Annotated in this window: 19 protein-coding genes and 1 pseudogene; 8 read left to right on the plus strand and 12 right to left on the minus strand. The window is 71.4% G+C overall.

Features of this window, described 5'->3' with window-relative positions; all coding sequences use genetic code 11:
• Nucleotides 1-167: 167 nt before the first annotated feature.
• Both ACGFT1_RS09560 and ACGFT1_RS09565 read right to left on the minus strand, forming a co-directional pair.
• Nucleotides 168-1,343: a glutathione-independent formaldehyde dehydrogenase gene (locus ACGFT1_RS09560; RefSeq protein ID WP_373908461.1), complete on the minus strand. Its 1,176-nt coding sequence runs from the start codon at nucleotides 1,341-1,343 to the stop codon at nucleotides 168-170.
• A gap of 299 nt (nucleotides 1,344-1,642) precedes the next feature.
• A complete protein-coding gene (locus ACGFT1_RS09565) occupies nucleotides 1,643-2,764 on the minus strand; it encodes a hypothetical protein (protein WP_373908462.1) in 1,122 nt (373 codons plus the stop codon).
• A 375-nt stretch (nucleotides 2,765-3,139) separates the two neighbouring features.
• Between ACGFT1_RS09565 and ACGFT1_RS09570 the strand changes: the two genes are divergently transcribed.
• Nucleotides 3,140-3,391 carry a hypothetical protein gene (locus tag ACGFT1_RS09570; protein ID WP_373908770.1) on the plus strand — a complete coding sequence of 84 codons (252 nt, stop codon included), beginning with the start codon at nucleotides 3,140-3,142 and terminating at the stop codon, nucleotides 3,389-3,391.
• Nucleotides 3,392-3,417: 26 nt separating this feature from the next.
• Here ACGFT1_RS09570 and ACGFT1_RS09575 read toward each other — a convergent pair.
• Nucleotides 3,418-3,560 (minus strand): annotated as a pseudogene (locus ACGFT1_RS09575) (site-specific integrase); the annotation flags it as partial.
• A gap of 693 nt (nucleotides 3,561-4,253) precedes the next feature.
• On the opposite strand from ACGFT1_RS09575, the gene ACGFT1_RS09580 reads away from it, so the two are divergent.
• Nucleotides 4,254-5,933, plus strand: a complete 1,680-nt coding sequence (locus ACGFT1_RS09580; protein WP_373908463.1) for an RICIN domain-containing protein — start codon at nucleotides 4,254-4,256, stop codon at nucleotides 5,931-5,933.
• Between the two features lie 269 nt (nucleotides 5,934-6,202).
• Here the strand turns inward: ACGFT1_RS09580 and ACGFT1_RS09585 are convergent, their stop codons facing one another.
• Nucleotides 6,203-8,629 (minus strand): non-reducing end alpha-L-arabinofuranosidase family hydrolase, encoded by a 2,427-nt coding sequence (locus ACGFT1_RS09585; protein ID WP_373908464.1) that lies wholly within the window; start codon nucleotides 8,627-8,629, stop codon nucleotides 6,203-6,205.
• A 192-nt stretch (nucleotides 8,630-8,821) separates the two neighbouring features.
• Between ACGFT1_RS09585 and ACGFT1_RS09590 the strand changes: the two genes are divergently transcribed.
• A complete protein-coding gene (locus tag ACGFT1_RS09590; protein ID WP_373908465.1) occupies nucleotides 8,822-8,998 on the plus strand; it encodes a hypothetical protein in 177 nt (58 codons plus the stop codon).
• Nucleotides 8,999-9,015: 17 nt separating this feature from the next.
• Here ACGFT1_RS09590 and ACGFT1_RS09595 read toward each other — a convergent pair whose 3' ends face one another.
• From ACGFT1_RS09595 to crcB (ACGFT1_RS09610), 4 genes are read right to left on the minus strand one after another with little or no spacing between them, the layout of a single operon-like run.
• On the minus strand, nucleotides 9,016-10,176 hold the full coding sequence (locus tag ACGFT1_RS09595; RefSeq protein ID WP_373908466.1) for an MFS transporter: 1,161 nt from the start codon (nucleotides 10,174-10,176) through the stop codon (nucleotides 9,016-9,018).
• A 47-nt stretch (nucleotides 10,177-10,223) separates the two neighbouring features.
• Nucleotides 10,224-10,598, minus strand: a complete 375-nt coding sequence (crcB, locus tag ACGFT1_RS09600; protein ID WP_373908467.1) for a fluoride efflux transporter CrcB — start codon at nucleotides 10,596-10,598, stop codon at nucleotides 10,224-10,226.
• Nucleotides 10,595-10,942, minus strand: coding sequence for a DUF190 domain-containing protein (locus ACGFT1_RS09605; protein WP_373908468.1), 348 nt, complete (start codon nucleotides 10,940-10,942; stop codon nucleotides 10,595-10,597). Before ACGFT1_RS09605 ends, crcB (ACGFT1_RS09600) begins: the two co-directional genes overlap by 4 nt.
• Nucleotides 10,939-11,424, minus strand: a complete 486-nt coding sequence (gene crcB, locus ACGFT1_RS09610; protein ID WP_373908469.1) for a fluoride efflux transporter CrcB — start codon at nucleotides 11,422-11,424, stop codon at nucleotides 10,939-10,941. Before crcB (ACGFT1_RS09610) ends, ACGFT1_RS09605 begins: the two co-directional genes overlap by 4 nt.
• A gap of 562 nt (nucleotides 11,425-11,986) precedes the next feature.
• Between crcB (ACGFT1_RS09610) and ACGFT1_RS09615 the strand changes: the two genes are divergently transcribed.
• Nucleotides 11,987-12,766: an oxidoreductase gene (locus ACGFT1_RS09615; RefSeq protein WP_373908470.1), complete on the plus strand. Its 780-nt coding sequence runs from the start codon at nucleotides 11,987-11,989 to the stop codon at nucleotides 12,764-12,766.
• 53 nt (nucleotides 12,767-12,819) lie between these two features.
• Nucleotides 12,820-13,770 (plus strand): NADP-dependent oxidoreductase, encoded by a 951-nt coding sequence (locus ACGFT1_RS09620; RefSeq protein WP_373908471.1) that lies wholly within the window; start codon nucleotides 12,820-12,822, stop codon nucleotides 13,768-13,770.
• 197 nt (nucleotides 13,771-13,967) lie between these two features.
• Here the strand turns inward: ACGFT1_RS09620 and ACGFT1_RS09625 are convergent, their stop codons facing one another.
• Both ACGFT1_RS09625 and ACGFT1_RS09630 read right to left on the minus strand, forming a co-directional pair.
• Nucleotides 13,968-14,747 carry a hypothetical protein gene (locus ACGFT1_RS09625; protein WP_373908472.1) on the minus strand — a complete coding sequence of 260 codons (780 nt, stop codon included), beginning with the start codon at nucleotides 14,745-14,747 and terminating at the stop codon, nucleotides 13,968-13,970.
• Nucleotides 14,737-15,273 (minus strand): SigE family RNA polymerase sigma factor, encoded by a 537-nt coding sequence (locus tag ACGFT1_RS09630; protein WP_373908473.1) that lies wholly within the window; start codon nucleotides 15,271-15,273, stop codon nucleotides 14,737-14,739. Before ACGFT1_RS09630 ends, ACGFT1_RS09625 begins: the two co-directional genes overlap by 11 nt.
• A gap of 258 nt (nucleotides 15,274-15,531) precedes the next feature.
• On the opposite strand from ACGFT1_RS09630, the gene ACGFT1_RS09635 reads away from it, so the two are divergent.
• The 3 genes from ACGFT1_RS09635 (at nucleotide 15,532) to ACGFT1_RS09645 (ending at nucleotide 19,127) form a co-directional block, all read left to right on the plus strand.
• Nucleotides 15,532-16,587, plus strand: coding sequence for a sigma factor-like helix-turn-helix DNA-binding protein (locus ACGFT1_RS09635; protein WP_373908474.1), 1,056 nt, complete (start codon nucleotides 15,532-15,534; stop codon nucleotides 16,585-16,587).
• Between the two features lie 5 nt (nucleotides 16,588-16,592).
• A complete protein-coding gene (locus ACGFT1_RS09640; protein WP_373908475.1) occupies nucleotides 16,593-18,323 on the plus strand; it encodes a transglycosylase domain-containing protein in 1,731 nt (576 codons plus the stop codon).
• Nucleotides 18,324-18,578: 255 nt separating this feature from the next.
• A complete protein-coding gene (locus ACGFT1_RS09645; RefSeq protein WP_373908476.1) occupies nucleotides 18,579-19,127 on the plus strand; it encodes a DUF4232 domain-containing protein in 549 nt (182 codons plus the stop codon).
• A gap of 129 nt (nucleotides 19,128-19,256) precedes the next feature.
• Here ACGFT1_RS09645 and ACGFT1_RS09650 read toward each other — a convergent pair whose 3' ends face one another.
• Both ACGFT1_RS09650 and ACGFT1_RS09655 read right to left on the minus strand, forming a co-directional pair.
• Nucleotides 19,257-19,793, minus strand: a complete 537-nt coding sequence (locus ACGFT1_RS09650) for a hypothetical protein (protein ID WP_373908477.1) — start codon at nucleotides 19,791-19,793, stop codon at nucleotides 19,257-19,259.
• Between the two features lie 90 nt (nucleotides 19,794-19,883).
• Nucleotides 19,884-22,562, minus strand: coding sequence for an ABC transporter substrate-binding protein (locus ACGFT1_RS09655; RefSeq protein ID WP_373908478.1), 2,679 nt, complete (start codon nucleotides 22,560-22,562; stop codon nucleotides 19,884-19,886).
• Nucleotides 22,563-22,712 lie beyond the last annotated feature (150 nt).

The raw sequence follows: 22,712 nt of genomic DNA on the forward strand, positions 1-22,712 counted from the left end.
CGCGGTTCCGCCGTCCGGCCTACCGGCCGAACACGGTTGATCGCCGCTGCTCAGGTATGGCAGGAGCGCTGGCGACGATCGCCCGTCCGGCCCCGGCCGAAGCCGGGGCCGGACGCCGCTCGTCGGTCGGCCCTGTCCTGCGGGGAGCAGGGGCGGCGGCCCTGTGCTTACTGCTTGTGGCCGTTGCCGTGTCCGTCGGGGTGCAGGACCACCTTGGTCCAGCCCTCGTCACGGGCGTCGAAGTGCTCGTAGGCGGTGGGGGCCTCGTCCAGGCCGAGTTCGTGGGAGACGACGAAGCTCGGCTTCGCCTTCCCGCCGGCGATCAGGTCCCGCAGCGCCCGGTTGTACTTCTTCACCGGAGCCTGCCCGGTACCCATGTGCTGGCCCTTGAACCACATCATGCCGAAGTCGATCGGGACCTTGCCCTGCGCTTCCAGCTCCCCCTGGGCCTCCGCGCCGCCGGGGTCCTGGGGCAGGAACACGCCCACCACGCCGATGTCACCCGTGAACCTGACCGACTCGATCAGACCGTTGAGCGTGAGGCTGGCGTCCTCGTGTCCCTGGGGGTCGTGTGCCTGGTAGCCGACGCATTCGCAGCCGTTGTCGGCGCCCAGACCGAGGGTGGCCTCCTTGACGACCTCGGCCGGGTTCTGCTCGGCGGTGTTGATCGGGATGGCCCCGATCTCCTCCGCCTTGCGCAGCCGGTCGGGCTGATGGTCGGCCGTCCAGACCCGGCCGGCGCCCTTGAGGAGGGCGGAATAGGTCGCCATCAGCCCGACGGGGCCGGCCCCGAAGACGATCGTCTGGTCGCCCGGTTTGACGTGGGCCATCTCGGTGGCGTGATAGCCGGTGGGGAAGATGTCGGCGAGCATCACGTAGTCGGTCTGCCGCTCGGCGGCGTCCTCGCCCAGACGCAGCGCGTTGAAGTCGCCGTAGGGCACGCGCAGCAACTCCGCCTGGCCGCCCTGGTAGGGGCCCATGTCGGCGAATCCGTAGGCGGCTCCGGCGAGGGCCGGTTCCGGCTGCATGGTCAGGCAGTAGTTGGTCAGACCCTGCTCGCACTGCTTGCAGAAGCCGCAGGCGATGTTGAAGGGCAGGACCACGTACTCCCCCACCTGGACCTTGCGGACGGCCGAGCCGATCTCCACCACCTGGCCCATGTTCTCGTGTCCCAGGGTGCGGCCGGACTCGAACGAGGTACGGCCCTCGTACATGTGCAGGTCCGAACCGCAGATGTTGGTGGCGGTGATCTTGACGACGATGTCGCAGGGATGTTCGATCTTCGCGTCCGGTACGTCCTTCACTGTGACCGTTCGCGGTCCTTCGTATACCGCTGCCTTCATGGTGGCTTCCCTTGATGTCGCGGCATGGCGGTGATGGGGAAGGCGCAGCGAGCCTGACTCTCAAAAGTGCTGCGACGGGGCCCGGGGCTCCGGCACGCCTCTGGGAACCGTTCACCTGGATCAGATGAAACGGCCGTTCTGCCGCCGGCCCCGCCAGGCGGACCTTCGGCGCTCCGGCGGCGTGCCGTGCGGGTCCCCGTCGGCCCCCGAGGCGAAACCACCACGTACCGACCGATCAGCGCAATCTCCGGACCCCGACGACCACCGACCGACGGCACATCTCCGACTGAGGTCACCCGCTAGTCACCGTCGTCGTCCTGCAGCGCCCTGCGACGCTCCTGTTCGCGCTTGGAGTAGGCGGCTGCCCGGATCGCCTCGTCGCTCTCCAGGCCCGATCCCAGCGCGCCGCCCACCGTGGCGACCGAAGCGACGAACCAGGACAGCGTCCAGTACTCCGTGGCGTGCAGCGGGGTTCGTGTCGTGGAAGCGAACACCCGGTCGTTGAGGATGAACAGCGCCCACACCAGGTTGATGACCACCAAACCCACGTAGCAGGCGATCACCCCGATACCCACGGTCAGGACCGTCGAGGCGTTGTAGAGAGCCGCCCTCTTCCTCGCCTCCGGCGAAACCTCATCCGTTCGATGCCACAGGTTCGCGTCCACGATCAGCCAGCCGATCATGAGAGCGACAGACCCGACCATGGCGATCACCAGGCGTGGCGTGCTCAGGGAGGTGGCCAGGGTCCAGATGGTGGAGTTCACGGTGGCGACTGCTCCCGTGGCGAGTGCGGCCGCCAGGGCTTTCGACAAGCCCGGCACCAAACGCCACGGCCGGTTGGCGCGGACCATACCGAGGAGCACCCTCAGGTAACCGCGCGGCCCACTGATGATGTACCGCAGGTCGGCGATCTCCTCCGCACCGACCTGGCCCGGATGGACGGGCGCGAGACGACCGATGAAGGGCCCCCGCAGTGGCTGACTTCCCGGAGGCCCCTCAGGCCCGGTGGCCTGCGGGCCCGCCAAGCTGAGCACGGCTTCTTCCACGGCCTGCCGGGCCCTCGTCTGCAGCCGGAAGCCCCCCAGCGTGGGAAGAGACAGCAGCGCCAAGCCGTGTTCGTGACTCAGATCCACCACGAGCTTGCGCCCATGTGAGTGCAGCGGAAGGTCGGTGAGAGCCACGACGATGTCCCAACTCTCCGCACTTCCGCGGTCCATGATCCGGTGCATCAAGGCGGGCGGGTCCTCGGTCCCCGCGGTGAAGGGCTCACTGACCACCTCGACGTCGAACCGCCGTCCCTGGCCCGACCTGTCGGCGAGCCGATCAGGAAGCATCCGGGCCATGCGCTGCGCGACCTCCGTCGGCGCGTCCGGATCCGCCAGGAGAGCCACGACCGTCACGCCCTGCGAGGACTCCCTCATGACCGGACCCTCCTCGTCGGTCGCCCCGGCGCTCACCAGTGCCCCCAGGATGCCCCTGAGGCAACATCGGCGCCCTCTGACACGCTGCCCACGCTGCTTCGGTCGGCGGGCAGACCTGGACAGTGATAACTGCGTCAGTGCAATGCTCGCCGCGGTGGTTGATCCCCGAACAACGGGAGGACCGGCCGGGACAACAGGCCGTCTCGGTTTCCGTCCCATTCAGCACCGCGCAGGGCCGTTCAGGCGGGCCTCCTCACCGTTTTGGAGGTGGTGGCCAACCGCGCATGAACCCAGGTGGACACGCCTGTACAACGTCCTGTGAGCCCCCGACAGACTTGGAAAGCGGGCACTTCCGTCCGGGATACCGTGCCGGTCATGCCAACCAAGCGGGTCTGTCCGCGCTGCGAGCAGGACTGGGTCCATCCGTACCGCTTCAAGGACGATGGGACACCCTTCTTCCTGTGCACCGAGTGCGACTCGCTGTGGTGGCCGGACGACACAGTCGGGGTGGCTCAGGCGCACTTCCTCGACGATGTCGTCGCGGGACGCATCGGTGCGGAGGGGAACCCGTGGAGTGACCGGGTCTGGGCCGACGTCATCGAGCCGGCGCCCGACCCGCAGCGCTGAGCCGCGCCGCACCACAAGCGCACCAGGTGCCGGAGGTCGTAGAAGCGGACTTCTTCCGGCGTGCCGGCCTTCGCCCTGGCCCTGCGCCGCTTCCGCCCGAAGGTCGAGCGGCGGAAGGGACGCCGTTCTCTCCGGCGAAGAGGAGGCCGTCCGGCTCCTTCTCCGCGAACCCCTGCGGGATGGCGGCGCGGCTCCTGAGCAGGAAGCCGGGCGGTACCCGGTGCTTGCCGGGTGGGTCGTGGGGACGCCGGTGACCCACCTGCTGTACGCAGGAACTACCGAGTGCAGTTTTCCCTGACCCGCGGCGCCTTCGTGGTCGACCTGCAGGTCAGTCCCTGCCGACCGTCATGCGATCAGTGATGCGCACGGCACCCCGCGCCGGCGGTCCTGCTGCCCGCACTCGTATGCACGGCGAACCGCCCGTCCACGGTGTACGCGTGGCCGTCGGCGAGGGCCGGGCGCGGTGGTGCCGGTCACGGTGGCCACCGGCAAGCGGATGGTGCAGGACCGGCTGGTGGAGAGCCGGCAGAGCCGGACCCGGCTGCGGCGGCCGAAGCCGCACGTCAAGGTGCGGTACCGGCGTCGCACTTCGCCGGTCCGTTCCGCTATGGCCTGGCCGGCAGAAAATCTGTGGATCTTCGCGTGCGCGGCAACCTTTTCGGCCGCCCGAACCACTCAGTCCTGCCCGGCCAGGTGGTCCGGTCAGATGCAACGGCTGAAAGAGAGCACAGACATGCCCCCTCGCCCACCCACGTCATCGGCGGCGTACCGCTCGACCGATCCAGCCGCCGCGGGGAGACGAAAAGTGACACATCGCGGCCGGCGGTTGTTCGCACGGCGGAGTGTCTGGGCGGCCGTTGTGATGGCTGTCGTGGCCGGCGCCGTTGTGGTGGTCAGCAGCGCCTCAGCGCAGCCCGTGGATCCGAAGGCGTGGTACGTGCTGGTCAACCGCAACAGCGGCAAGGTGCTGGATGACCGCGCCTTCGCCACGAACGACGGCGCGGCGGTGGTGCAGTGGGGCCGTCACGGCGGGGCCAACCAGCAGTGGCGTTTCATCGACGCCGGCGACGGCTACTACCGGCTGCAGAACCGGAACTCCGGCAAGGTGCTGGACGACCACCACTGGTCGAAGAAGAACGGCTCCGACCTCGTGCAGTGGAGCGACCTGAACGGCACCAACCAGCAGTTCGAACTGGCGAAGTCGCCGGACGGCTACGTACGTTTGATCAATCGCTTCAGTGGCAAGGCCGTCGAGGTCCACAACGCGTCCAAGGCCGACGGTGACCACGTCGTCCAGGACCGCGACCGGGGCGGCGCCGATCAGCAATGGAAGCTCGTCCCGGCCGGGAGCAAGGGCAGCACCGGCACGCCCACCGCGCAGGGCGGCAGCATTCCTGCAAGCCGGGCTCCGAGCGGCACGCGACCGTCGTCGCCGTCGTCTCCCGCGGCCGGTGGCGGCAGCTCGACGAAACGCTTCATGGGCAGTAGCGCGGTGCTCATCGGCGGCTCGATGTCCGACGCCTCGGCGGCCGCCGCGCCGTTCGACGTGCGGTACGCCTATGTGCACAGCCGGCCCGCGCCCTCGTCGGCCTCCTACTCGGCATCGCTCTGCCAGGCCGCGTGGTCGAGCTGGTGGGGCTGCTGGAACGGCAGCACCACGGCACCGGGCACTTATGTGACCTGGCGGGACGCCCAGGTGGCCCAGGCGAAGTACAAGGGCCGCCCGCGCCCGCAGAAGATGCTCTGGACCTGGTACTCGTTGCGCGACCTCGGGGATCTGGCGGGCCAGGGCGACGGTCCGGGCGAGGTCGTGGCCATCAACCGGCTTGACCTGCTCACCCGGTACATGAACGACTACCGTTTCTTCCTCCGGAAGATCGGCGACTCGCACGACATGATCGACCTCGAACCCGACTTCTGGGGATACGTCCGGTCGCTCGGCGATCCGCACAAGGTTGCCGCGCAGGTCTCGGCCGCGAATCCGGCCGACTGCGGATCGCAGGAGAACAGCGCCGCCGGACTCTCCCGCTGCCTGATCTCGATGGCGCACAAGTACGCGCCGCACACCGCCGTGGGGCTCCACCTCACCTGCTGGGACTGGCAGAACAACACCCAGGGATGCGTCAAGGACTACGCGAGCCTCGGGGCACCGAACGCCGACTTCCTGGTCACCGACGTGTCGGACCGCGACGCGGGCTGGTACGCACAGCCGGCCCACGGCGGCCGTGACGCCTTCTGGAGCGACCAGAAGGCCGCTGACTCGCTGAGGTTCTACAAGACGATGGCCGAGTCCGTGGGCAAGCCGGTGGTCCTGTGGCAGATCCCCGTGGGCAACATGGCGCAGAACAACACCCTCAACCACTACAAGGACGACAAGGTGGACTGGTTCTTCGCGCACATGGACCAGGTGGCGAACGCGCATGTCGCCGGCCTGCTGTTCGGTCCGGGGCAGCAGGAACAGACATCCGTCGAGACCGACGGCGGAAACCTGATCAGCAAGACCATCGCCTACCACAACTCGGGTGGTACAGCGCTCAAGTAGGCAGCGGTCGTGCATCAAGGGCAGGGGGACGACGCCAGAGGCGTCGTCCCCCTGCCTGCTGCTGATGTCACCGCGCGGTGCCCGATCCTGACCTGTCCACGGACACCCCGACGTCCGGGTGAGCGGGACGGCCCTGCGGTATCCGCGGTGGCGTCGCAGTACTTCGGTCCGTACCCAGGATGAAGGTCCACAGAAGAGAGGAACCCCAGCCGACGCACGGCTGGGGTTCCTCAAGGCGGTGAGTATCGGTCGGCAGGTGCGGTTGCGGGTCAGCGTCGCAGGGTGAGGAGACCCGGCCGCCACGGCAGCCGGTCGTAGGGGCCGCTCGCGGTGGGGGACTTGCCCTGGTAGAGGAACCGCAGGTTGCAGGGGTCGATGGTCATGGTCTGGTCGGGGTTGTCGCGGACCAGATCACCGTGGCTGATGTCGTTGGTCCAGGTGGCACCGCTGTTGGTCTTGCCCGCGAAGGGATTGCTCTCGCCGGCGGACTGCGGGGTCCACGGACCGTTCAGGCTGGAGGCCGTGAAGGAGCGGAAGTAGCGCTGCTGATTCGCACCCTTCGCCTCAACGATCATGAGGTACTGGTTCTGGCCCTGAACCTTGTAGACCTGCGGCGCCTCGAACAGGTTCGCCTCAGTGTCGCTCAGGACCGTCGTGTACGACGAGCCGAAGTTACCCGGGAAGTTCCCGATCGGCATGCTCGCCCGGTAGATCTTGCCGTTGTCACCGGCGAAGAACAGGTACATGTTCCGACCGTCACCGATCAGGGTCTGGTCGATCGGGCCGGTCTTGGAGCCGGGGATGCTGCCGGTGAACAACGGCTGCGGTGAGGACCAGCCGTTGGGGTTGGTGGGGTCGCTCGACGTGCGGTAGATGAAGGGCCACGCACCCCACTGGTACGCCAGCACCCAGATCTTCTTGGGCGCGAAGTAGAACAGCGTGGGCGCCACCGCGTACGGCGAGCTCATCCCGATCTGGCCGGCCGACGCCATGTCCGACCAGTTCGTGAAGGGCTTGAACATCATCGAGCCGTACGACGATCCCGACACGTTCGACGCGTAGACAAGGTGCTTGCCGTTGTACACCACGTCGGTGAAGTCCTTCACTGCGTCCCACCCGTTCGACGGCTGCGCCAGCGCACCCGTCGACGTCCACCGGTACGTCGACGGAAGAGCACACGTGGCACCCGTCGGCCTGGGCGTCGCGGTCCTGAGGTTCCAGTGCTGGTTGGCGCCGCCGGCCGAGTCCCAGACCTGGACGGGGGTGCCGTTGGCGGTCTGGCTGCCGGGGATCTCCAGCGCCCGGCCGCTGGCGGCGTTGGTGAGGGTGTAGGAGCCGTCGTCGTTCCGGTGGGCTCGCCAGTGCTGGTTGGCGCCGCCGTTCGAGTCCCAGACCTGCATTCTCGTTCCGTTGCCCGTCCGGTTGCCCGGCTCGTCCAGTGCCCGGCCGCTGGCGACGTTGGTCAGCGTGTAGGAGCCGTCGCTGTTGCGGCCGGCCCGCCACTGCTGGTTGGAGGCGCCGCTGGCGTCCCACACCTGGAGCGGGGTGCCGTTGCCGTTCTGTCCCGCGGGCTCGTCGAGAACGCGTCCGGCGGCCACGTCGGAGAGCGTGTAGACCGTGCCGGAGGTGATGCCGCCCCCGTCCGGTGTGCCGCTGCTGTTGCCGCCCAGGGCGGTGAGCACCGCACTGTAGGCGGGTTTCGTGTTGCCGCCCGCGTCGAACAGCAACGGGTTCTCACCGGTGCGCCAGGAATCGCTGTCGCGGATGCCCCACACGGTGATGCCCGTGCATCGGGTGACGTTCATGCACGCCTGGACAGCGTCGGCGTACGCCGTCGGCGACGCCTGGGCGATGTCGAGCTCGGTGAGCTGCACGTCCACACCGAGCGCGGCGAAGTCGGCCAGGGTGGTCCGGAAGCTCGACGGCGGGCCACCGGCGCCGAAGTGGCTCTGGAAGCCGACGCAGTCGATGGGTACACCGCGGGACTTGAAGTCCTTGACCATGTTGTAGACGCCCTGCGTCTTGGCGTCGGACCAGTTCTCGATGTTGTAGTCGTTGTAGCAGAGCTTGGCCGAGGGATCGGCGGTCCGCGCCGTGCGGAACGCCTCCTCGATGAAGCCGTTGCCCAGCAGGTTCTGGAAGACCGAGTCGCGGTGCTGGGAGGAGCCGTCGGCGAAGGCTTCGTTGACCACGTCCCAGGCGTAGATCTTGCCCTTGTAGTGGGCCATCTCGGTGGTGATGTGGTTCTTCATCACGCTGCGCAGCGTGTTCGGGTCGGTGATGGACTTGACCCAGCCGGGCAACTGCTTGTGCCACACCAGGGTGTGGCCGCGCATCCGCTGCCCGTGCGCGGTGGCGTGGCTGACGATCGAGTCGGCGGAGCCGAAGTCGAAGCTGCCGCGGGACGGTTCGGTGGTGTCCCACTTCATCTCGTTCTCCGGGGTGATCATGTTGAACTCCCGGTCGAGAATCGTGGAGTACGTCGAGTCCCCGAGCCTGCCCGAGGCCACTGCCGTACCGAAGTAGCGGCCACTGCCGGCCGCCGCGGCGGCCAGGGTCGGCGTGCGGGCCTTCGGCGTGTGGGCGGCCCGGGCGACCAGCGGCACGGCGGCACCCGCGGCGGCGAGCACCACGGCGGCGGCGAGCACGCGGCGGGTTGCCGGACGGCGGCGATGAGAGCGGTTCTGATCTGGCAACGGAATGTCCTTCTGGCGCAACGGGCCTTGGTCGCGGCCCCTGTTACCCGTCAGTCGCCGCCGCGCACACAAGGGTTGCCGTGACCGGGAAGGAATGACTCTCGCGCCGATTCGTATCCCTCCGCAGGAAGCTGCCGGCTCAGACGGCATGCCGCCCGGACGGGTCCGCATGATGCCCGGGTAGTTCTGCCCATGCTGGACGGCCGCCCGGTGCGGCTGGAGCGGCGGATCGACGAGGCGCCGCGCACACACGACGGGCGCACCCGCCACGAGCCGTGGGGCGAGCCGGCCGTCGGCCGTACCGCGCCGACGCAGCTCATCGACATCGCCGACGCCGACCCGTCACCGCCGTACGGGCTGACCCGCTGACGGCGGGAGGCCGGTGCTCAGCGCCGCGTGACGCGTGTGACGGCCAGCAGCACGACGGCCAGGATCTGGATCGCGACGACCACCGTGATCAGCACCGGAATCGAGTAGCCGTACAGCCCGCCCGTCAGCGCGCCGCCGGCCAGGCTCGCCGCACCGACCACCCCGGCGAACAGCCCGTACGCGGTCGCCCGGCGCCCGCTGGGCACCAGGTCGGCGACCGTGGCGCGCAGTGTGGACTCCTGGATGCCCATGGCCGCGCCCCACACCAGCGATCCGGCCACCGCGACGGCGAGTGTGTTCGTGAAGGCCAGCGCCACCACGCCCGCCGTGAGCACGGGCAGCGCGATCAGCACGCGCGGGCCGACGCGGTCGTACAGCCACCCCGTCGCGAGCGCGGCGACGGCGTCGACGGCCATCGCCGCCGCGTACAGCACCGGCACCCACGCGGCGCTCAGCAGATGCCGCTCGACCAGGTGGAAGGAGAGGACGCCGAAGGTCGCGAACCCGGTGGTGGTGGCCGCGGTGAAGGCGGCGTACGTCCAGAACGCCGCCGGCAGACGGCCGTCGCTCGTCTGTGGCGCCGCGGGCGTCACCTCGCGTTCGTAGGCTTCGGGGTCCGGCACTCGGGCCCGCAGCCGAAGCAGCAGGAGCAGCACGGCCACCCCGGGGACGGCGAGCACACCGAGCGCGGGACCGTAGTCGTTGCCGGTGATCGCGAGCACGCCTGCCACCAGCAGCGGGCCGACCAGGGCGCCGATCTGGTCCATCGCCTCGTGCACGGCGAAGCCCCGCCCGCGCCCCGTCGCGGCCGTGGCGTGCGACAGCAGGGTGTCCTTGGCGGGTGAGCGCACCGCTTTGCCGACCCGTTCGGCGATCACCAACGCGCACGCCGCCCACAGCACGCCGACGACGCCCAGCAGCGGCACGGACACGACCGTCAGGGCGTATCCGGCGATCGCCAGCCCCCAGAAGCGGCGGGTACGGTCGGCCAGCGGGCCGGAGACCAGGCGCAGCCCCAGCGCCGCCGCCTCACCGGCACCGGTGACGACACCGACGACCAGCGCGGACGCCCCCAGCGACGCGAGCAGCGGGCCGGTGATCGAGCGGGCGCCCTCGTACACGAAGTCGGCGAGCAGACTGACGGTCCCGAACCAGACCACGAACCGCCAGGGACTCATCGGTCCCGGTGGCCGGTCCGCCTGCCGCTCCTTGGGCGCCGGCCGGTTCAGGCCCACAACGCCTCCGCGAACGACGCCCCCAGGAACGCCGCGCCCAGACCCGCCACCACGCTGCCCACCGCATTGGCGGCGGCGAAGAACTTCGCCCCGTCCTCGGCCAGCCGCAGCGTCTCGTAGGAGAACGTCGAGTACGTGGTCAGCGCCCCGCACAGCCCGGTGCCCAGCAGCAGCTGCACCTGCGAGGAGGCGGCCCCGGCCACCACGGCTCCCGACAGCAGGCCCAGGATCAGGCAGCCGACCACGTTCACGGTGAAGGTGCCCCAGGGGAAGACGGTGTCGTGCCGCCTCTGCACCGCCCGGTCGGTCAGGTACCGCAACGGTGCGCCGATCATGGCCCCTGCGACGACGAGCAGCCAGTTCACGCCTTCTTCTCCCTGCCCACGTACCGGATGACCTCGCAGTCGTCGAGGATCACCAGTCCCTCCCCGACCAGCTCGTCCAGCTGGGGCAGGAACGCCCGGATGTGCTCGTCCGTGTCGACGATGACGATCGCCACCGGCAGATCCTCGCTCAGCGACAGCAGCCGGTGCGTGTGGATCAGGGAGGAGGCGCCGAAGCCCTCCACACCGCGGAAGACGGAGGCGCCGGCCAGCCCCGCCTTGTGCGCCCGGTGCACGATCTCGCTGTACAGCGGCTTGTGATGCCAGACGTCGTTCTCACCGATGAAGATCGTCACACGTAGGGCAGAGCCCGTCAGCCTTGTCACCGCTGCCTCCATGCCACCAGGCGGCGCGTCACCGTCGCCGCGAGCCACACCGCCGCCAGCGCCGCGCACATCGTCGCGGCGAGATACGCGAGCCCGCTCCGGGGACGGCCCCCGTCGACGAGCTTCTGGATGTCCACGGCGTAGGTCGAGAAAGTCGTGAAGCCGCCCAGGACGCCGGTTCCGAAGAACGGCCGCACCAGCCGGTGCGCCGCCCACACGTCGGTGATCACCACCATGAAGACGCCGATGACGGCACAGCCGACGACGTTGACCCACAGGGTCGTCCACGGGAAGGACCCGGGCCCGACCGGCCATATCAGCGACGCCCCGTACCGAGCCGAGGCCCCGGTGGCCCCGCCGAGGGCCACCGCCGCCAGGACCGGCCCCTGCGCCCGCCAGGACTGCCGTCGCCGAGCGGGCATCCGCCGATGCACGTCGGGATCCATGGGCTCGTCCGTCACCTTGGGATTCGGGGCCGTCATGAACGTACGTCTCCTACTCGCCGGGGCCCGCACGCATGCGGGCGCACACCATCGCAAGTAGGGACTGTTGGCGGCACCGATGCCGCGGTTCGGGTACGGCGAGCCCCACCGCCGCGCTGCGATCACGCACCGCAGCCGACGTTCAGGATATCGCGCGACCCCGCACCGCCGCTCCCCCTGTCCGGGTCATGGACGCGGCGCCTTCCACGGGTGCCTTGTCGGGCACCGCCTGCCGACCCGGGCGCCCGCAGCCCGGCACCCTCGTGGACGTGCGCCCGGTACGCCGGTCGAGGACTGAAGTCGATCGGCTGATGCGTCACCCCGGCTGTGGCAGGAGCCTGGGTGTACGGCGGGCGCCCACTCCGCAGCGATCGACCGCGGGCGGTCGGTGAGCGCCGACCACGTCCTGCGGTGGCCGGCCGCCTGGGGATCAGGGGCCAGGGCACCGCCCACACCTGATCGGCGATCACCGTTTCCACCTCGCCCCCACCGGCCCACGACAGCCCCACCGGCCCACCATCCGGCACCTCACCGGGGCCTGACACAAGGAGCGCACACGGACATGAACGCACAGCTGCACGGACGCACCGCCGTCGTCACCGGTGCCAGCAAGGGCATCGGACTGGCCGTCGTCGCAGCCCTCGCCCGGGCGGGAGCGACGGTGATCGCCGGTTCGCGCACCTCCACGCCCGAGCTGGCCGCGCTGGTCGAGCGGGGTTCGGTCACCTGGGTGCCCGTCGACCTCGCCGAGCCCCGCGCCGCCGAGGAACTCGTCGGCGCGGCCCGGGGACGCGTCGACGTACTGGTCAACAACGTGGGCACGGCACCGGCCCGTACCGGTGGGTTCCTGTCGGTGACGGACACGGACTGGCAGCACGCACTCGATCTGAACCTGCTCAGCGCCGTACGGGTCACCCGAGCGGCCCTGCCGGTCATGCTGGAGGCCGGCCAGGGGTCGGTCGTCACGATCGCCTCGGTCAACGCCACCCTCCCCGACCCCGTGGTCATCGACTACAGCGCGGGCAAGGCCGCCCTCGTCGCCTTCTCCAAGGCCCTGTCGAAGGAAGTCGGCCCCAAGGGCATCCGGGTCAACACCGTCAGCCCCGGCCCGGTGGAGACCGATCTCTGGCTGGCGCGGGACGGAGTCGCGGCCACCCTCTCCTCCGCGGGTGGCGTGACGCCCGAGGACGTCGTCGCGCAGGCCGCGGGTTCCACCGCCACCGGCCGCTTCTCCCGGCCCGAGGAAGTCGCCGAGCTGGTCCTGTTCCTCGCCGGCGACGGCGCGCGGAACATCACCGGAAGCGACGTGATCATCGACGGTGGCTTCGTCCCCACCTGGTGACGGCGCACCCGGCGCGACGCACGGCCGCCGCCCACCTGTCCGAGGAGAAGACCATGAACATGATGAACGCGGTCCGGGCCCACAGGCGGGGCGGCCCCGAACAGCTCACCTACGAAACGGCGCCGCGACCGCGGCCCGGCCCCGACGAGGTCCTCGTCGCCGTGCGGGCCGCCTCCGTCACCGCCGGGGAGCTGACCTGGGACGCCACCTGGACCGACAGCTTCGACGGCTCCGGCCGCGACCGGACCCCCACCATTCCCTCCCATGAGTTCTCCGGCACCGTGGTCGCCACCGGCGCCGCGGTGACCGGTCGGCAGGCGGGAGACGAGGTGTACGGGCTCGTCCCGTTCACCCGGGACGGCGCGGCCGCCGAGTACGTGACCCTGCCCGCCGACGTGTCGGCGGGCAAACCGGCCTCACTGACCCATGACCAGGCCGCAGCGGTTCCGCTGGCCGCGCTCACGGGCCGGCAGGCACTGGTGGACCATGCGCGGCTGCGCCCCGGTGACCGCGTTCTCGTGCACGGCGGTGCCGGGGGTGTGGGCTCCTTCGTCGTGCAGATCGCTGCGGCTCTCGGCGCCCGGGTCGCGGCCACGGCAGGCGCCGCGGACCTGGAGTTCGTGCGGTCGCTGGGGGCCGACACGGCGATCGACTACGCGAACGACCGCTTCGAGGACCGCGTCAGCGACGCCGACGTCATCGTCGACCTGGTCGGTGGCCGGACACTGCGCAGGTCCTGGGACGTGTTGCGTCCCGGAGGCACCCTGGTGGGCATCGCGGCGCCCCCTGACCCGCAGGACGCCGAGCGCCACCAGGCCCGCGGCGTGTTCTTCGTCGTACGACCCGACCGGGCCGGACTCGACGCGATCACCCGGCTCGTCGAAGACGGCCGCCTGACCCCGGCGGTGGACCGCGTGCTGCCCCTGTCCGAGGCCCGGGCCGCCTACGAGGCCCTCGAACGCGAGCACCGCCGCGGCAAGATCGTCCTTCATGTCGCCGATTGACGGTCCCTCGGTGCCTCCCGGGAAGCCGCTGTCACGCCACACCGGGCCGCACAGCGGAACCCGGCCGAACCCCGGTTCGGGGTCCGGGTGACGAAGGAACCGCGGCTCCCTGCGAACCCGCGCCGGGAGACCCGGGGGTCTCCGCCGCTGGGGTCTGTGGGCGGCGCGCGCACCACGACCACACCGTAAGGCCGGGGTTACCTCCCGGTGGGCTTCTCCTCGTGGTGCCCGTCCGGGTGCGGCCGCTCGCCGATGTGGTGGTTCGTGCGCTCGGCGCGGGCCGTGCCGTCCAGCCGCGGCCGGGATCCCGTGGCGCCGGGTGCCGGAGCGGGGCCCGAGGGCGTGGCTGCCGGCGTCGGGCCGGCCGTCACCGAGAAGGTGTCGCCGGGGCGGACCCGGGCGTAGAACCACCTGACGTCCTCGGCGCCGAGGCCGATCCAGCCGCCGCCGCCGTCGTCGCTCAGGGTCTTGAGCTGCGGGGAGAAGAGGCCGACGTAGTGCGGCCGGCCCTCCCCGTCCCGCAGCTCGACCACGTCCCGGACGCTCACCACGGTGGGGCCTATGGTCGGGCCGCTGGGTGACACGGGGTGGCTCAGCTCCCTCGGATCTTCTTTGGCGACCACCGTCATGGGGCTGTCGGCCCCGCGCAGGGCGTCGGATTCGGAGAGGACCGGCATCACCCGACCGCCGAATGAGAGGGTGCGCCGGGAGAGGTCGAGCGTGTCGGAGAAGGGCGTCGGGGAGACCACGGCCTCGGTCCGGTGCCCGGCCGGGTGGTCCGGGGCCGTGCCGAGGCGAAGGCTCAGGGCGAAGCCCAGCACCGCGAGGGCCGCGGTCCCCGCGCCGAGGCTCGCGGCGGCACGGCGGCGGCGCCGGCGACGCGTCGCCCGGGCACGTGTCGCGGGGCCGCCGACGACCGGAGCGCTCTCCTGTGCCGCGGCCAACTCGCGCAGCGCGGAGGAAAGTTCATCGGCCACGGCCGCTCTCCTTCCCGACCGGCCCGTCGGCCTCGTCGACCCGCCCCTCGGCCTCGTCCCCCGCGAGACGCTTCGCCAGCTCCGCCCGCCCTCGGGACAGCCTCGCCTTGACCGTCCCCACGGGCGCACGGGTCTCGGAGGCTACCTGCTCCACACTCAGGTCGCACAGATGGTGCAGGACGATCGCCATCCGCTGGGCCTCGGGCAGCTCCCGCAGTGCGGCCACGAGCGCGGCGTATTCAGGGTTCGGCCCCGGGGTGGGGTCGGGCGGCGGAGTGCGCCGTACCAGTTCGAGCCAGCGCCTGGAGCGCCGCCAGCGGCTCACGGCCAGCCGCATGGCCACGGTGCGGATCCATGCCTCGGGAGCACCTTCCGCCAGGAACCGCTGGCGCCGGTCCCAGGCTCGTACGAAGGCTTCCTGCACGACGTCCTGGGCCTCGCCGTGGTCGCCGGTGAAGGCGTAGAGCTGTCCGGTGAGCCGGGGGAAGGCGGCCGCGTAGAAGGCGTCGAACTCGTCCTCGGTCATGCCTCCACCGAAATCTCTGTCCTTTGCTTGCAACCCGGCCGCCACCGCCGTGCGTACAGGTCCCGTAGTCGCGTAGGTCGCATCCGGCGAAGCGCGGCCCTTCGGGAAGACGGTGCGCGGGGGTCCGAGGCTCCCTCTTCCTGGACGGTGTCGGCTCGCCGGCTGATCAACCTACCGGCACACCGAAGAGTTGCCCGACGAGGACGGACGCCCGCACGTCCGGCCGCGAAGGGGTTCCCGAGCCTAAGGACCGCCCACGTGCCACCGACCCACGATGTGCTCCCCACCGGCCACGACTTCGCCACGTACGCCCGGACGCGCTGGTCCCGGCTGATCGTGACCGCGCGGCTGCTCACCGGCGATCCCGGTGCGGCGGAGGAACTGGTGCGCAGAACCCTGGTGCGGACGTACGCGCGGTGGCGACGCGTTCCGCGCGACGACACGGACTTCCACGTGCGGCGCTGCCTGGTGCAGGGCCACTTGCGCCGGCTGCGCGGTCGGCGGGCCGCGCGGCGGCGCACGGTTCTCGTGCTGCGGATCTGGGAAGGGCTGGCGGACGCGGAGATCGCCCAGTTGCTGGGCTGCTCGGTGGGCGCGGTGCGTGCCTGTGCCCGTCACGGTCTGAAGGCGGCCGGCGGCGATCCCGGGCGGCTGCGCGAGGTGTACGCCCGTACCGCCCAGGACATCGTCCCGTCGAAGGTGCCGCTGGCCGATGTCCGGGCAGCGGGGGGCCGCCTGCGGCGACGACGCCTCGTCGTGTCGTCGGCCGCCTGCGCGGCGCTGCTCGTGCCCGTCGCCCTGCTCGCGGCGGACCGTGACGGGGGCGGCGGTGCGCAGGACGGGACACGCCGGGCCCAGGCGGGGGACCGCGCCCCGTCGGTGACGAGCCCGATCCGGGTCGTGGCACCGGGCGAACGGGTGACCGTCGCACCGGGAATCCGGGTGTGGCTGACGGCCGACGGCGGGCACTGGTCGGTCCCCACGCATCTCCCGGCGGACGACAGCGACCGCCCGCTCGACGAACCCGGCGTCTCCGTGCGGGTGGACAGCGTGAAGGGTGGGTTCCTCCTGTCGGGCCTCTTCCGCGGCCTCCGCGGCGAGCCGGACCGGGTCGAGGTGAGGACCGGCGGCGGCACGGCCACCGCGAAGGTCCTCGTGCTGGCGGGAAGTCCGGGCTGGGGAGTCTGGTACACGAGCCCGCCGCTGTCCGAGAAGGACGTACGGATGCTTCTCGGCGCCGGATCGGGCGAGCGGATCGTCACGGTGTACGACGCCTCGGGCAAGGCCGCCGCACGGTCGGACAGCTCATGGTGACGGACATGGACGCGAACGACGGGACGGCCGGCCCGCGAACGGCACGGCGACCGGGAAAGGGGATGGGGCCGGGCCCCCGGCGGGGACAGCGCACGCCGCTGCGGACCCGGTACCGGCGCACCCGGGGCCGGCGGATTCGCCGGCTGTGCCACGCCCTCCTCACGCTGATCGCGACGCTGTGCGCGGCGGCCGTCGTGGCGTACCACTTCACGACCATCCCGAGGCCGCACCCCGAGACCGTCACCCAGAGCACCGTGTTCCTCGACTCGAACGGCGCCTATCTGGGCCGGCGCGGACCGGTCGACCGGCAGGACATCCCGCTGTCCGCGGTCCCCGCGCATGTGCGGGAAGCGGTGATCGCCGCGGAGAACCGCTCCTTCCGTACGGACAGCGGGATCTCGCCGCGGGCCATCGCACGGGCCGCCCTGGCGGCGCTGACGGGCGGTGACCCGCAGGGCGGTTCCACCATCACCCAGCAGTACGTGAAGAACGCGCTGCTGAGCCCGGAACGTTCGCTGTCCCGCAAGGCCCGCGAGGCGCTCATCGCGATCAAGCTGGACCGCACCCGCAGCAAGGACGAGATCCTCGAGGGCTATCTCAACACCGTGTACTTCGGTCGGGGCGCCGCCGGCATCCAGTCCGCCGCGCGCAACTACTTCGGCGTGGACGCGAAGAGCCTGACCGTCGCACAGGGCGCCGCGCTGGCGTCCATCATCAACATCCCCTCGTACTACGAGAAGGCGGGCTCCGATCCGAAGGTGACCGCGAAGCTGGAGCACCGCTGGGAGTGGGTGCTCGACGCGATGGTGGCGAGCGGCGCCATCACGGCCGGGCAGCGGGCCGCGGCGCGTTTCCCGGCGTTCCGGTTCTATCCGCCGGGCGAGACCGAGGGGCAGCGGCAGTATCTGATCGACATCGCGGCCAAGGAGGCCGCGGACCGGCTCGGCATCGCCGAGGACCGGCTCGCGAGCGGCGGTTACAGCGTGACGACCACCTTCGACCTGGCGGCGCAGGACCGGGCCACGCAACTGGCCGGGGAGAATCCCGGGGGCAAGGGCGTCCGCGTGCACACCGCCGTCGTGGGGATGGTGCCCGGTGACGGAGCGGTACGGCTGCTGTACGGAGGCTCGGACTACGCGCGACAGCCGTTCAACGACGCGGTGAGCGGGGCGGTGGAAGCGGGGACGGCCCTCGAGCCGTTCGACGGCGTGAGGCGGGCGGGCGAGCCGCTGCGCACACTGCTGAAGACGGCCGCGCCGACTCCGCTCGGCCTGGCGTCGGCGTACGCGACGGTGGCGGCGGACGGCAGGTACGCCACCCCGTACACCGTCGCGCGCATCACGCGGGAGGGCCGCACCGTCTACCGGGCGCGTCCCGACGTGCGCCGTGTGCTGGACGGCAAGGAGGCGATGACGGCGGGCGCACGATCGGGGGCCGGGCCGGTACCCGATGCCGTCGGCTCGCCGGAGGCGGAGGCGAAGGTGTTCACCACCGGCGGAGCGGGCGGTGGGATCACCCGGCGGACCGTGTGGACCTCCGGGTACGACGGCCGACTCGCCCTGACGGTCGCACTGTTCGCCGACCGGGCGGGCAGCAGAAAGGGCACGACGGTGCCCGCGCGCCTGCCGCACGAGCCGTCACCGGCCGACTTCGCACAGCGGGTGGCGGCGGGAGTCTGGGAGGCATCCCGTTCGCCGTCCCAAGGAGGTCACGTTTCCCCAGGTCAGAGCCGGTGAAAGCATTCCAGCATCCCGAAATCGCCGATGGAGCGCCCGATGGGACGCCGCATGGCACAGGCTTGGGCCATCCCAGCACGGCGCCTCGCCGGCCACGGCGCCCGGTCGCACCCGACCCGGCTTCCACGGCCCGCGCTTCCGGCGTGTGCGTCCGGGTGCGTCCGCGTCCCGAGCGGCACAGGCCGGGCCGGACCGACCGGCACGGACCACGTTCGGCAATCCCACTTCACGGGCTACAGAGAAAGCAGTTCATTCATGCGCATCACCACTCGCTCCGCCTCCCGTACGGCCGCTTCCTCCATGGTTGTCGCCGCCGCCCTCGCGCTCGTCGGCATCCAGACCGCCGGGCAGACGGCCTCCGCCGCCACGAAGGACGCGTCCTCGGTCGTCACCTGCACCACGGCGAACACCGCGCTGACCGTCACCGAGGTGTCCCGCCCGATCAACCACCTGCTGCTCAAGGCAACCAACACCGGCACCAAGCCCTGCTACGCCTACAGCGCCCCCTACCTGAGGGCCGGCGCCGACGCCCAGGCCCCGCTGCCGTGGGTCCGGGAGTCGACCCCGCAGGCCGTGCTGACGCTCGAGCCCGGCCAGTCGGCGTACGCGGGCATCGGGACGTACTCCCCCGACGGTGAGGGGGGCGCCACCGAGAAGACCCTGGGCGTGCTCTTCGCCGACAAGAAGGACGCCGCGGCCGGCAAGGAGAAGACCCTGAAGCTGCCGAACGGCGGTGTCTTCTTCAACAGTGCCGCCGCCGTCACCTACTGGCAGGACAACCCGGCGGACGCCCTCGTCTGGTGACCGTCCCGGCGTGACCTGACACTGCCGCCGTCCGGCCGCACCGGCGTCTCCTTCACGGAGGCCCGGTGCTGCCGCGCGGCGGCATCGCGTGCGCCGCCGCGCGGGTCCGCCCCCGGACGTGCCCGCTCCTCACGCCCCCGTCTCCGTCTCGGCCTCCATGGCACGCGCCACCGCCTCCCTCATTCCGCGCCACCCCCGGGGACGCTGCGGCGCCAGCCTCGCGACCACGCGGCCCAGCCACTCGGGATCGCCCAGGAGGTGCGTCTGCCCGGTGTCGATGACCCGCGTCGTCAGCGTCTGGAGGAAGACGAGGTGGGACCCGGGATAGGGGCGCGGGTGCCGGTCGAAGCGGACGATCCGGTTCTCGTACGGGTGGCGCAGCGTCATGTGCAGGTAACCGCTGCCGTGTCCCCGCCAGGGGCCGGGCAAGCCACCGAGGATGCCCCCGAAGCCGTTCGACCCCCGGGCCGGGAACTCGCTGCCCATGGTGAGGTTCATGCCCAGCATGATCCTGGGCCACGGGATCAGCTGCCCTTCGGAGCCGGGCTCGTGCTGGTACAGGCCGTCCGTGCGGAACTCCAGCCAGTGGCGCTTGCCGGGGTCCCCCACCACCCAGCGGCCGTCACACAGTTCCAGCGGTCCCAGAGTCGTACGCGCGTCCCCCATCGGCTCATTGGACCACGTGCCCCTGTGCCCCGGCCGCCGTCTCCGTGGCCTCGGGGGGCCGTGGTGGACGCCCGTGCGGCGAGCGGGCGGTCAGTCCGAGCAAGGCGGTCCCTGGGCCTCGCTCGACTGGTGCTGGTCGAAGGCGCCGCAGGCGAGGACCGCCTTCGGCTTGTCACCCGTCTGGCGCAGCAGAACGAGGGTCTTGTCCTTGGGCGGGGCGTTGGCGCCGTCGTAGGACACGTAACCGGTGGCCCCGTTGAAGGCGATGCCGGCTTCGAGCACCAGCAGGACGGACTTGCGTTCGATGTCCGGGTCGGCCAGTCCGGCCTGGCGGACCGCCTCGGAGAGGACGTGGAAGGCGTCGTAGGAGACCGCGGAGTGGCCGTCCTGCCGCCAGGGGTCCGTGCCCGGGGCGGTGGCCTTCACATAGGCGTCGTAGTCGGCGACGAACTGCCGGGTCCTGTCGCCGGCGCCCGGGTCATCGGTCGGCAGCCGGTGCGCGGAGTAGTACAGGCGCAGCCAGTCCTTGTCGGCGAAGGCGCCGGTCTGCGCCACGTTGGTCAGCTCGTTGCCCCCGAGGACCGTCACGTCGCGCGAGGTGCACGTCCCGGCGGTGTCCATGGAGTTGATGAGGGCGGTGAAGTCCTTGGCCCGCGCCGACCAGTACACCACCGAGTCCGGCCGGTCCCGCAGCGCGTCGCACAGCGCCCGGGCCAGCGGGTCGGCGCCGTGCTCGCTGACCGCGCCGCTCAGCGGAGCGGCGCCGAAGACGCCCTCCTGGTTGAAGTCGAACACCTGGTGGGTGCCGTGGAAGTCGCCGACGAACCGGCGGGCGAGGCTGTCGCTGTAGAGGTCCGCGGAGCTCTCGATCACGATCGCGTTCCTGGCCGGGGTGCAGCGGTCCTCGTGACCGGGCCGGGCCACGATGTTCTCGGTGGCCGCGAAGTCCGCCTCGATCCTGGCCTCGCGCGAGTTGAACGGCGTGGACGGCCAGTAGGTCAGCGCGGCGGAACCGCTGAGCATCTCGTCGGCGGTCGCGGTGGTGCCGATCGTGGGGATGCGCGCGTCGCCCAGCACCCGGAGGGCCGCCTGGGTCTCGCGGCGGCTCTGCGCGAAGCCCAGTACCCCGACGACCCGGTCGGACGCCGGGACGCCGCCCTCGTCCGCCACCTCGGCGACGAGCTTCCGCGCCGCGCTCTCGGCGTCACGGAAGGCGACTCCGGCCCCGCGGACGTCGACGCGCAGGGGTATCAGGGAGTCGTCGGCGGCGGCCTCGCGGTTCAGTTTCTCCTGCCACATCGCGATGCCGCGCAGCTCCGGGATCGTCCCGTCGAAGCGGGTCTCGTCGTCGGTCGTCGGCGGGTCGGACACGAAGGCGACGACCGTCCGCACGGTGCGGCCCTGGGCGGCGTACTGCCCGACGCGGGCGTTCTGGCGGCCGATGGTCCGCACGGCCGCCTTGTACCAGGCGGTGGCGTGCACCGGTACCGGCTCGGCCGGGGCGGCCTCCGCCACGGAGCCGGTGCCGCCGAGGCAGTCGCGGGGCGGGGGGAAGAGGACCGGCCGGAGCAGCAGTCCCCCCGCGAGCAGGGCGAGTACGGTCACCCCGCCCACGACCGCGGTCGGGACGTACCGGCTGAACCGGAACGTCCGCGGCCCGACGGGCAGGACGGGTACGCCGCGCGCGGTCAGGTCGGCCGCGGAGACGGTGACCAGGACCGGGGGTTCGCCGTCGGCGGCGTCGGCGGCGAGCCGGACACTCGCCTCCGGCCACGTGCTCTCCACCGGATCGCCCAGTTCCCGCAGCAGGGCCTCGGAGGGGACGCCCACGGCGACGACGAGCGGGCCCGGCGGTCCGGCGGTGGCCCTCACCCGGCGCAGCGAACGCAGGAAGCGCTCGGCTGCGCGGGCACCGGGCTCTCCCGGCGGGGGCAGTTCCAGGAAGAGGACCGGGCGGCTGGTCCTGCGGCGCCGGCCGGGGAGGATGCGGCCGATCGCGGGCCGGCGCAGGTCTTCGAGCAGGGCGCGCAGGACGAGCCAGTCGAACTCCTGGAGCGCCTCCTCCTGGGACGCGCCGTCCGTGAGCTGGACGGCGCGCTCGGCGGCCACGTGGTCCATCACCCGGAAGAGGTTGTTGCTGCCCTGGGCCACCGGTTCCGCGCCGAGCCAGCCCCGCATCACCTTGCGGGAGGTGCGGTGGGCCCAGATCCGCCGTGGGAGCAGCTGGACGAACGACAGCCAGCTGAGACCGGCCAGGAAACCGGCGATCCCGTCGAGGGCCGGCCCCTCCATCCTGGTGAAGGCCAGGGCACCGCCGCGCTGGGCCCGCTGCTCACTGGCGTAGGTCCGCAGCTCCGCTTCCTGGTTCGCGTTCGTCACCCACTCCTCCGGGTGGCTCCTGATGTACTCCACCAGGTCACACATGACGCGGAAGTGCGGGAAGCGGTCGGGAGTCATGTGCTGCGGGGCACTGCGGTACAGCTGCGTGCCGGCGCCGGCGGAGAGCAGCCGGGCGTCGGCTCCGTCACCGGTCCCTGCCGGCAGGTGGGCGAAGGGCACCCGCTGCCGCAGCGCGCCGGCCAGGGCGGCGACGACACGGTCCACCCCGGTCCGGTACGACTCGCGCGGTACGCGCAGGAGGAACAGCGGCGGACTGGTCGCCAGCTTCGCCCGGTTCTCGTACGTGGGAGCCACGCTCACCCGGAACTCCCGGACGAACGCGGTGGCTTGGTCGTTGGGAAATCTGGGACTGTCGAGTGGTGCGGTCATGCGGAACTTCCCCCGTGTTCGACCTGCACGACGTGCGCCGGGAATCGGCACCGGCTCCCGGCCGGCTCCGGCTCCCACGCGTTCGGTTGGGGGACAGAAGGTGAGAGGAGGAGGCCGAGGAGCCGAAGTTGGAGGATACCGTCGGTGTGG

Origin of the sequence: Streptomyces sp. Y20, from assembly GCF_043195475.1 — a bacterium.
Taxonomy (GTDB): Bacteria; Actinomycetota; Actinomycetes; order Streptomycetales; family Streptomycetaceae; genus Streptomyces.

Excerpts from the sequence above, each read along its gene's own strand:
- ACGFT1_RS09615 (WP_373908470.1), top strand. The coding sequence starts at position 11,987 with ATGAACGCACAGCTGCACGGACGCACCGCCGTCGTCACCGGTGCCAGC.
- ACGFT1_RS09645 (WP_373908476.1), top strand. The coding sequence starts at position 18,579 with ATGCGCATCACCACTCGCTCCGCCTCCCGTACGGCCGCTTCCTCCATG.
- ACGFT1_RS09580 (WP_373908463.1), top strand. The coding sequence starts at position 4,254 with ATGGCTGTCGTGGCCGGCGCCGTTGTGGTGGTCAGCAGCGCCTCAGCG.
- crcB (WP_373908469.1), bottom strand. The coding sequence starts at position 11,424 with ATGACGGCCCCGAATCCCAAGGTGACGGACGAGCCCATGGATCCCGAC.
- ACGFT1_RS09565 (WP_373908462.1), bottom strand. The coding sequence starts at position 2,764 with ATGAGGGAGTCCTCGCAGGGCGTGACGGTCGTGGCTCTCCTGGCGGAT.
- ACGFT1_RS09590 (WP_373908465.1), top strand. The coding sequence starts at position 8,822 with ATGCTGGACGGCCGCCCGGTGCGGCTGGAGCGGCGGATCGACGAGGCG.
- ACGFT1_RS09655 (WP_373908478.1), bottom strand. The coding sequence starts at position 22,562 with ATGACCGCACCACTCGACAGTCCCAGATTTCCCAACGACCAAGCCACC.
- ACGFT1_RS09595 (WP_373908466.1), bottom strand. The coding sequence starts at position 10,176 with ATGAGTCCCTGGCGGTTCGTGGTCTGGTTCGGGACCGTCAGTCTGCTC.
- ACGFT1_RS09570 (WP_373908770.1), top strand. The coding sequence starts at position 3,140 with ATGCCAACCAAGCGGGTCTGTCCGCGCTGCGAGCAGGACTGGGTCCAT.
- ACGFT1_RS09630 (WP_373908473.1), bottom strand. The coding sequence starts at position 15,273 with ATGACCGAGGACGAGTTCGACGCCTTCTACGCGGCCGCCTTCCCCCGG.
- ACGFT1_RS09560 (WP_373908461.1), bottom strand. The coding sequence starts at position 1,343 with ATGAAGGCAGCGGTATACGAAGGACCGCGAACGGTCACAGTGAAGGAC.
- ACGFT1_RS09640 (WP_373908475.1), top strand. The coding sequence starts at position 16,593 with ATGGACGCGAACGACGGGACGGCCGGCCCGCGAACGGCACGGCGACCG.
- ACGFT1_RS09620 (WP_373908471.1), top strand. The coding sequence starts at position 12,820 with ATGAACATGATGAACGCGGTCCGGGCCCACAGGCGGGGCGGCCCCGAA.
- ACGFT1_RS09650 (WP_373908477.1), bottom strand. The coding sequence starts at position 19,793 with ATGGGGGACGCGCGTACGACTCTGGGACCGCTGGAACTGTGTGACGGC.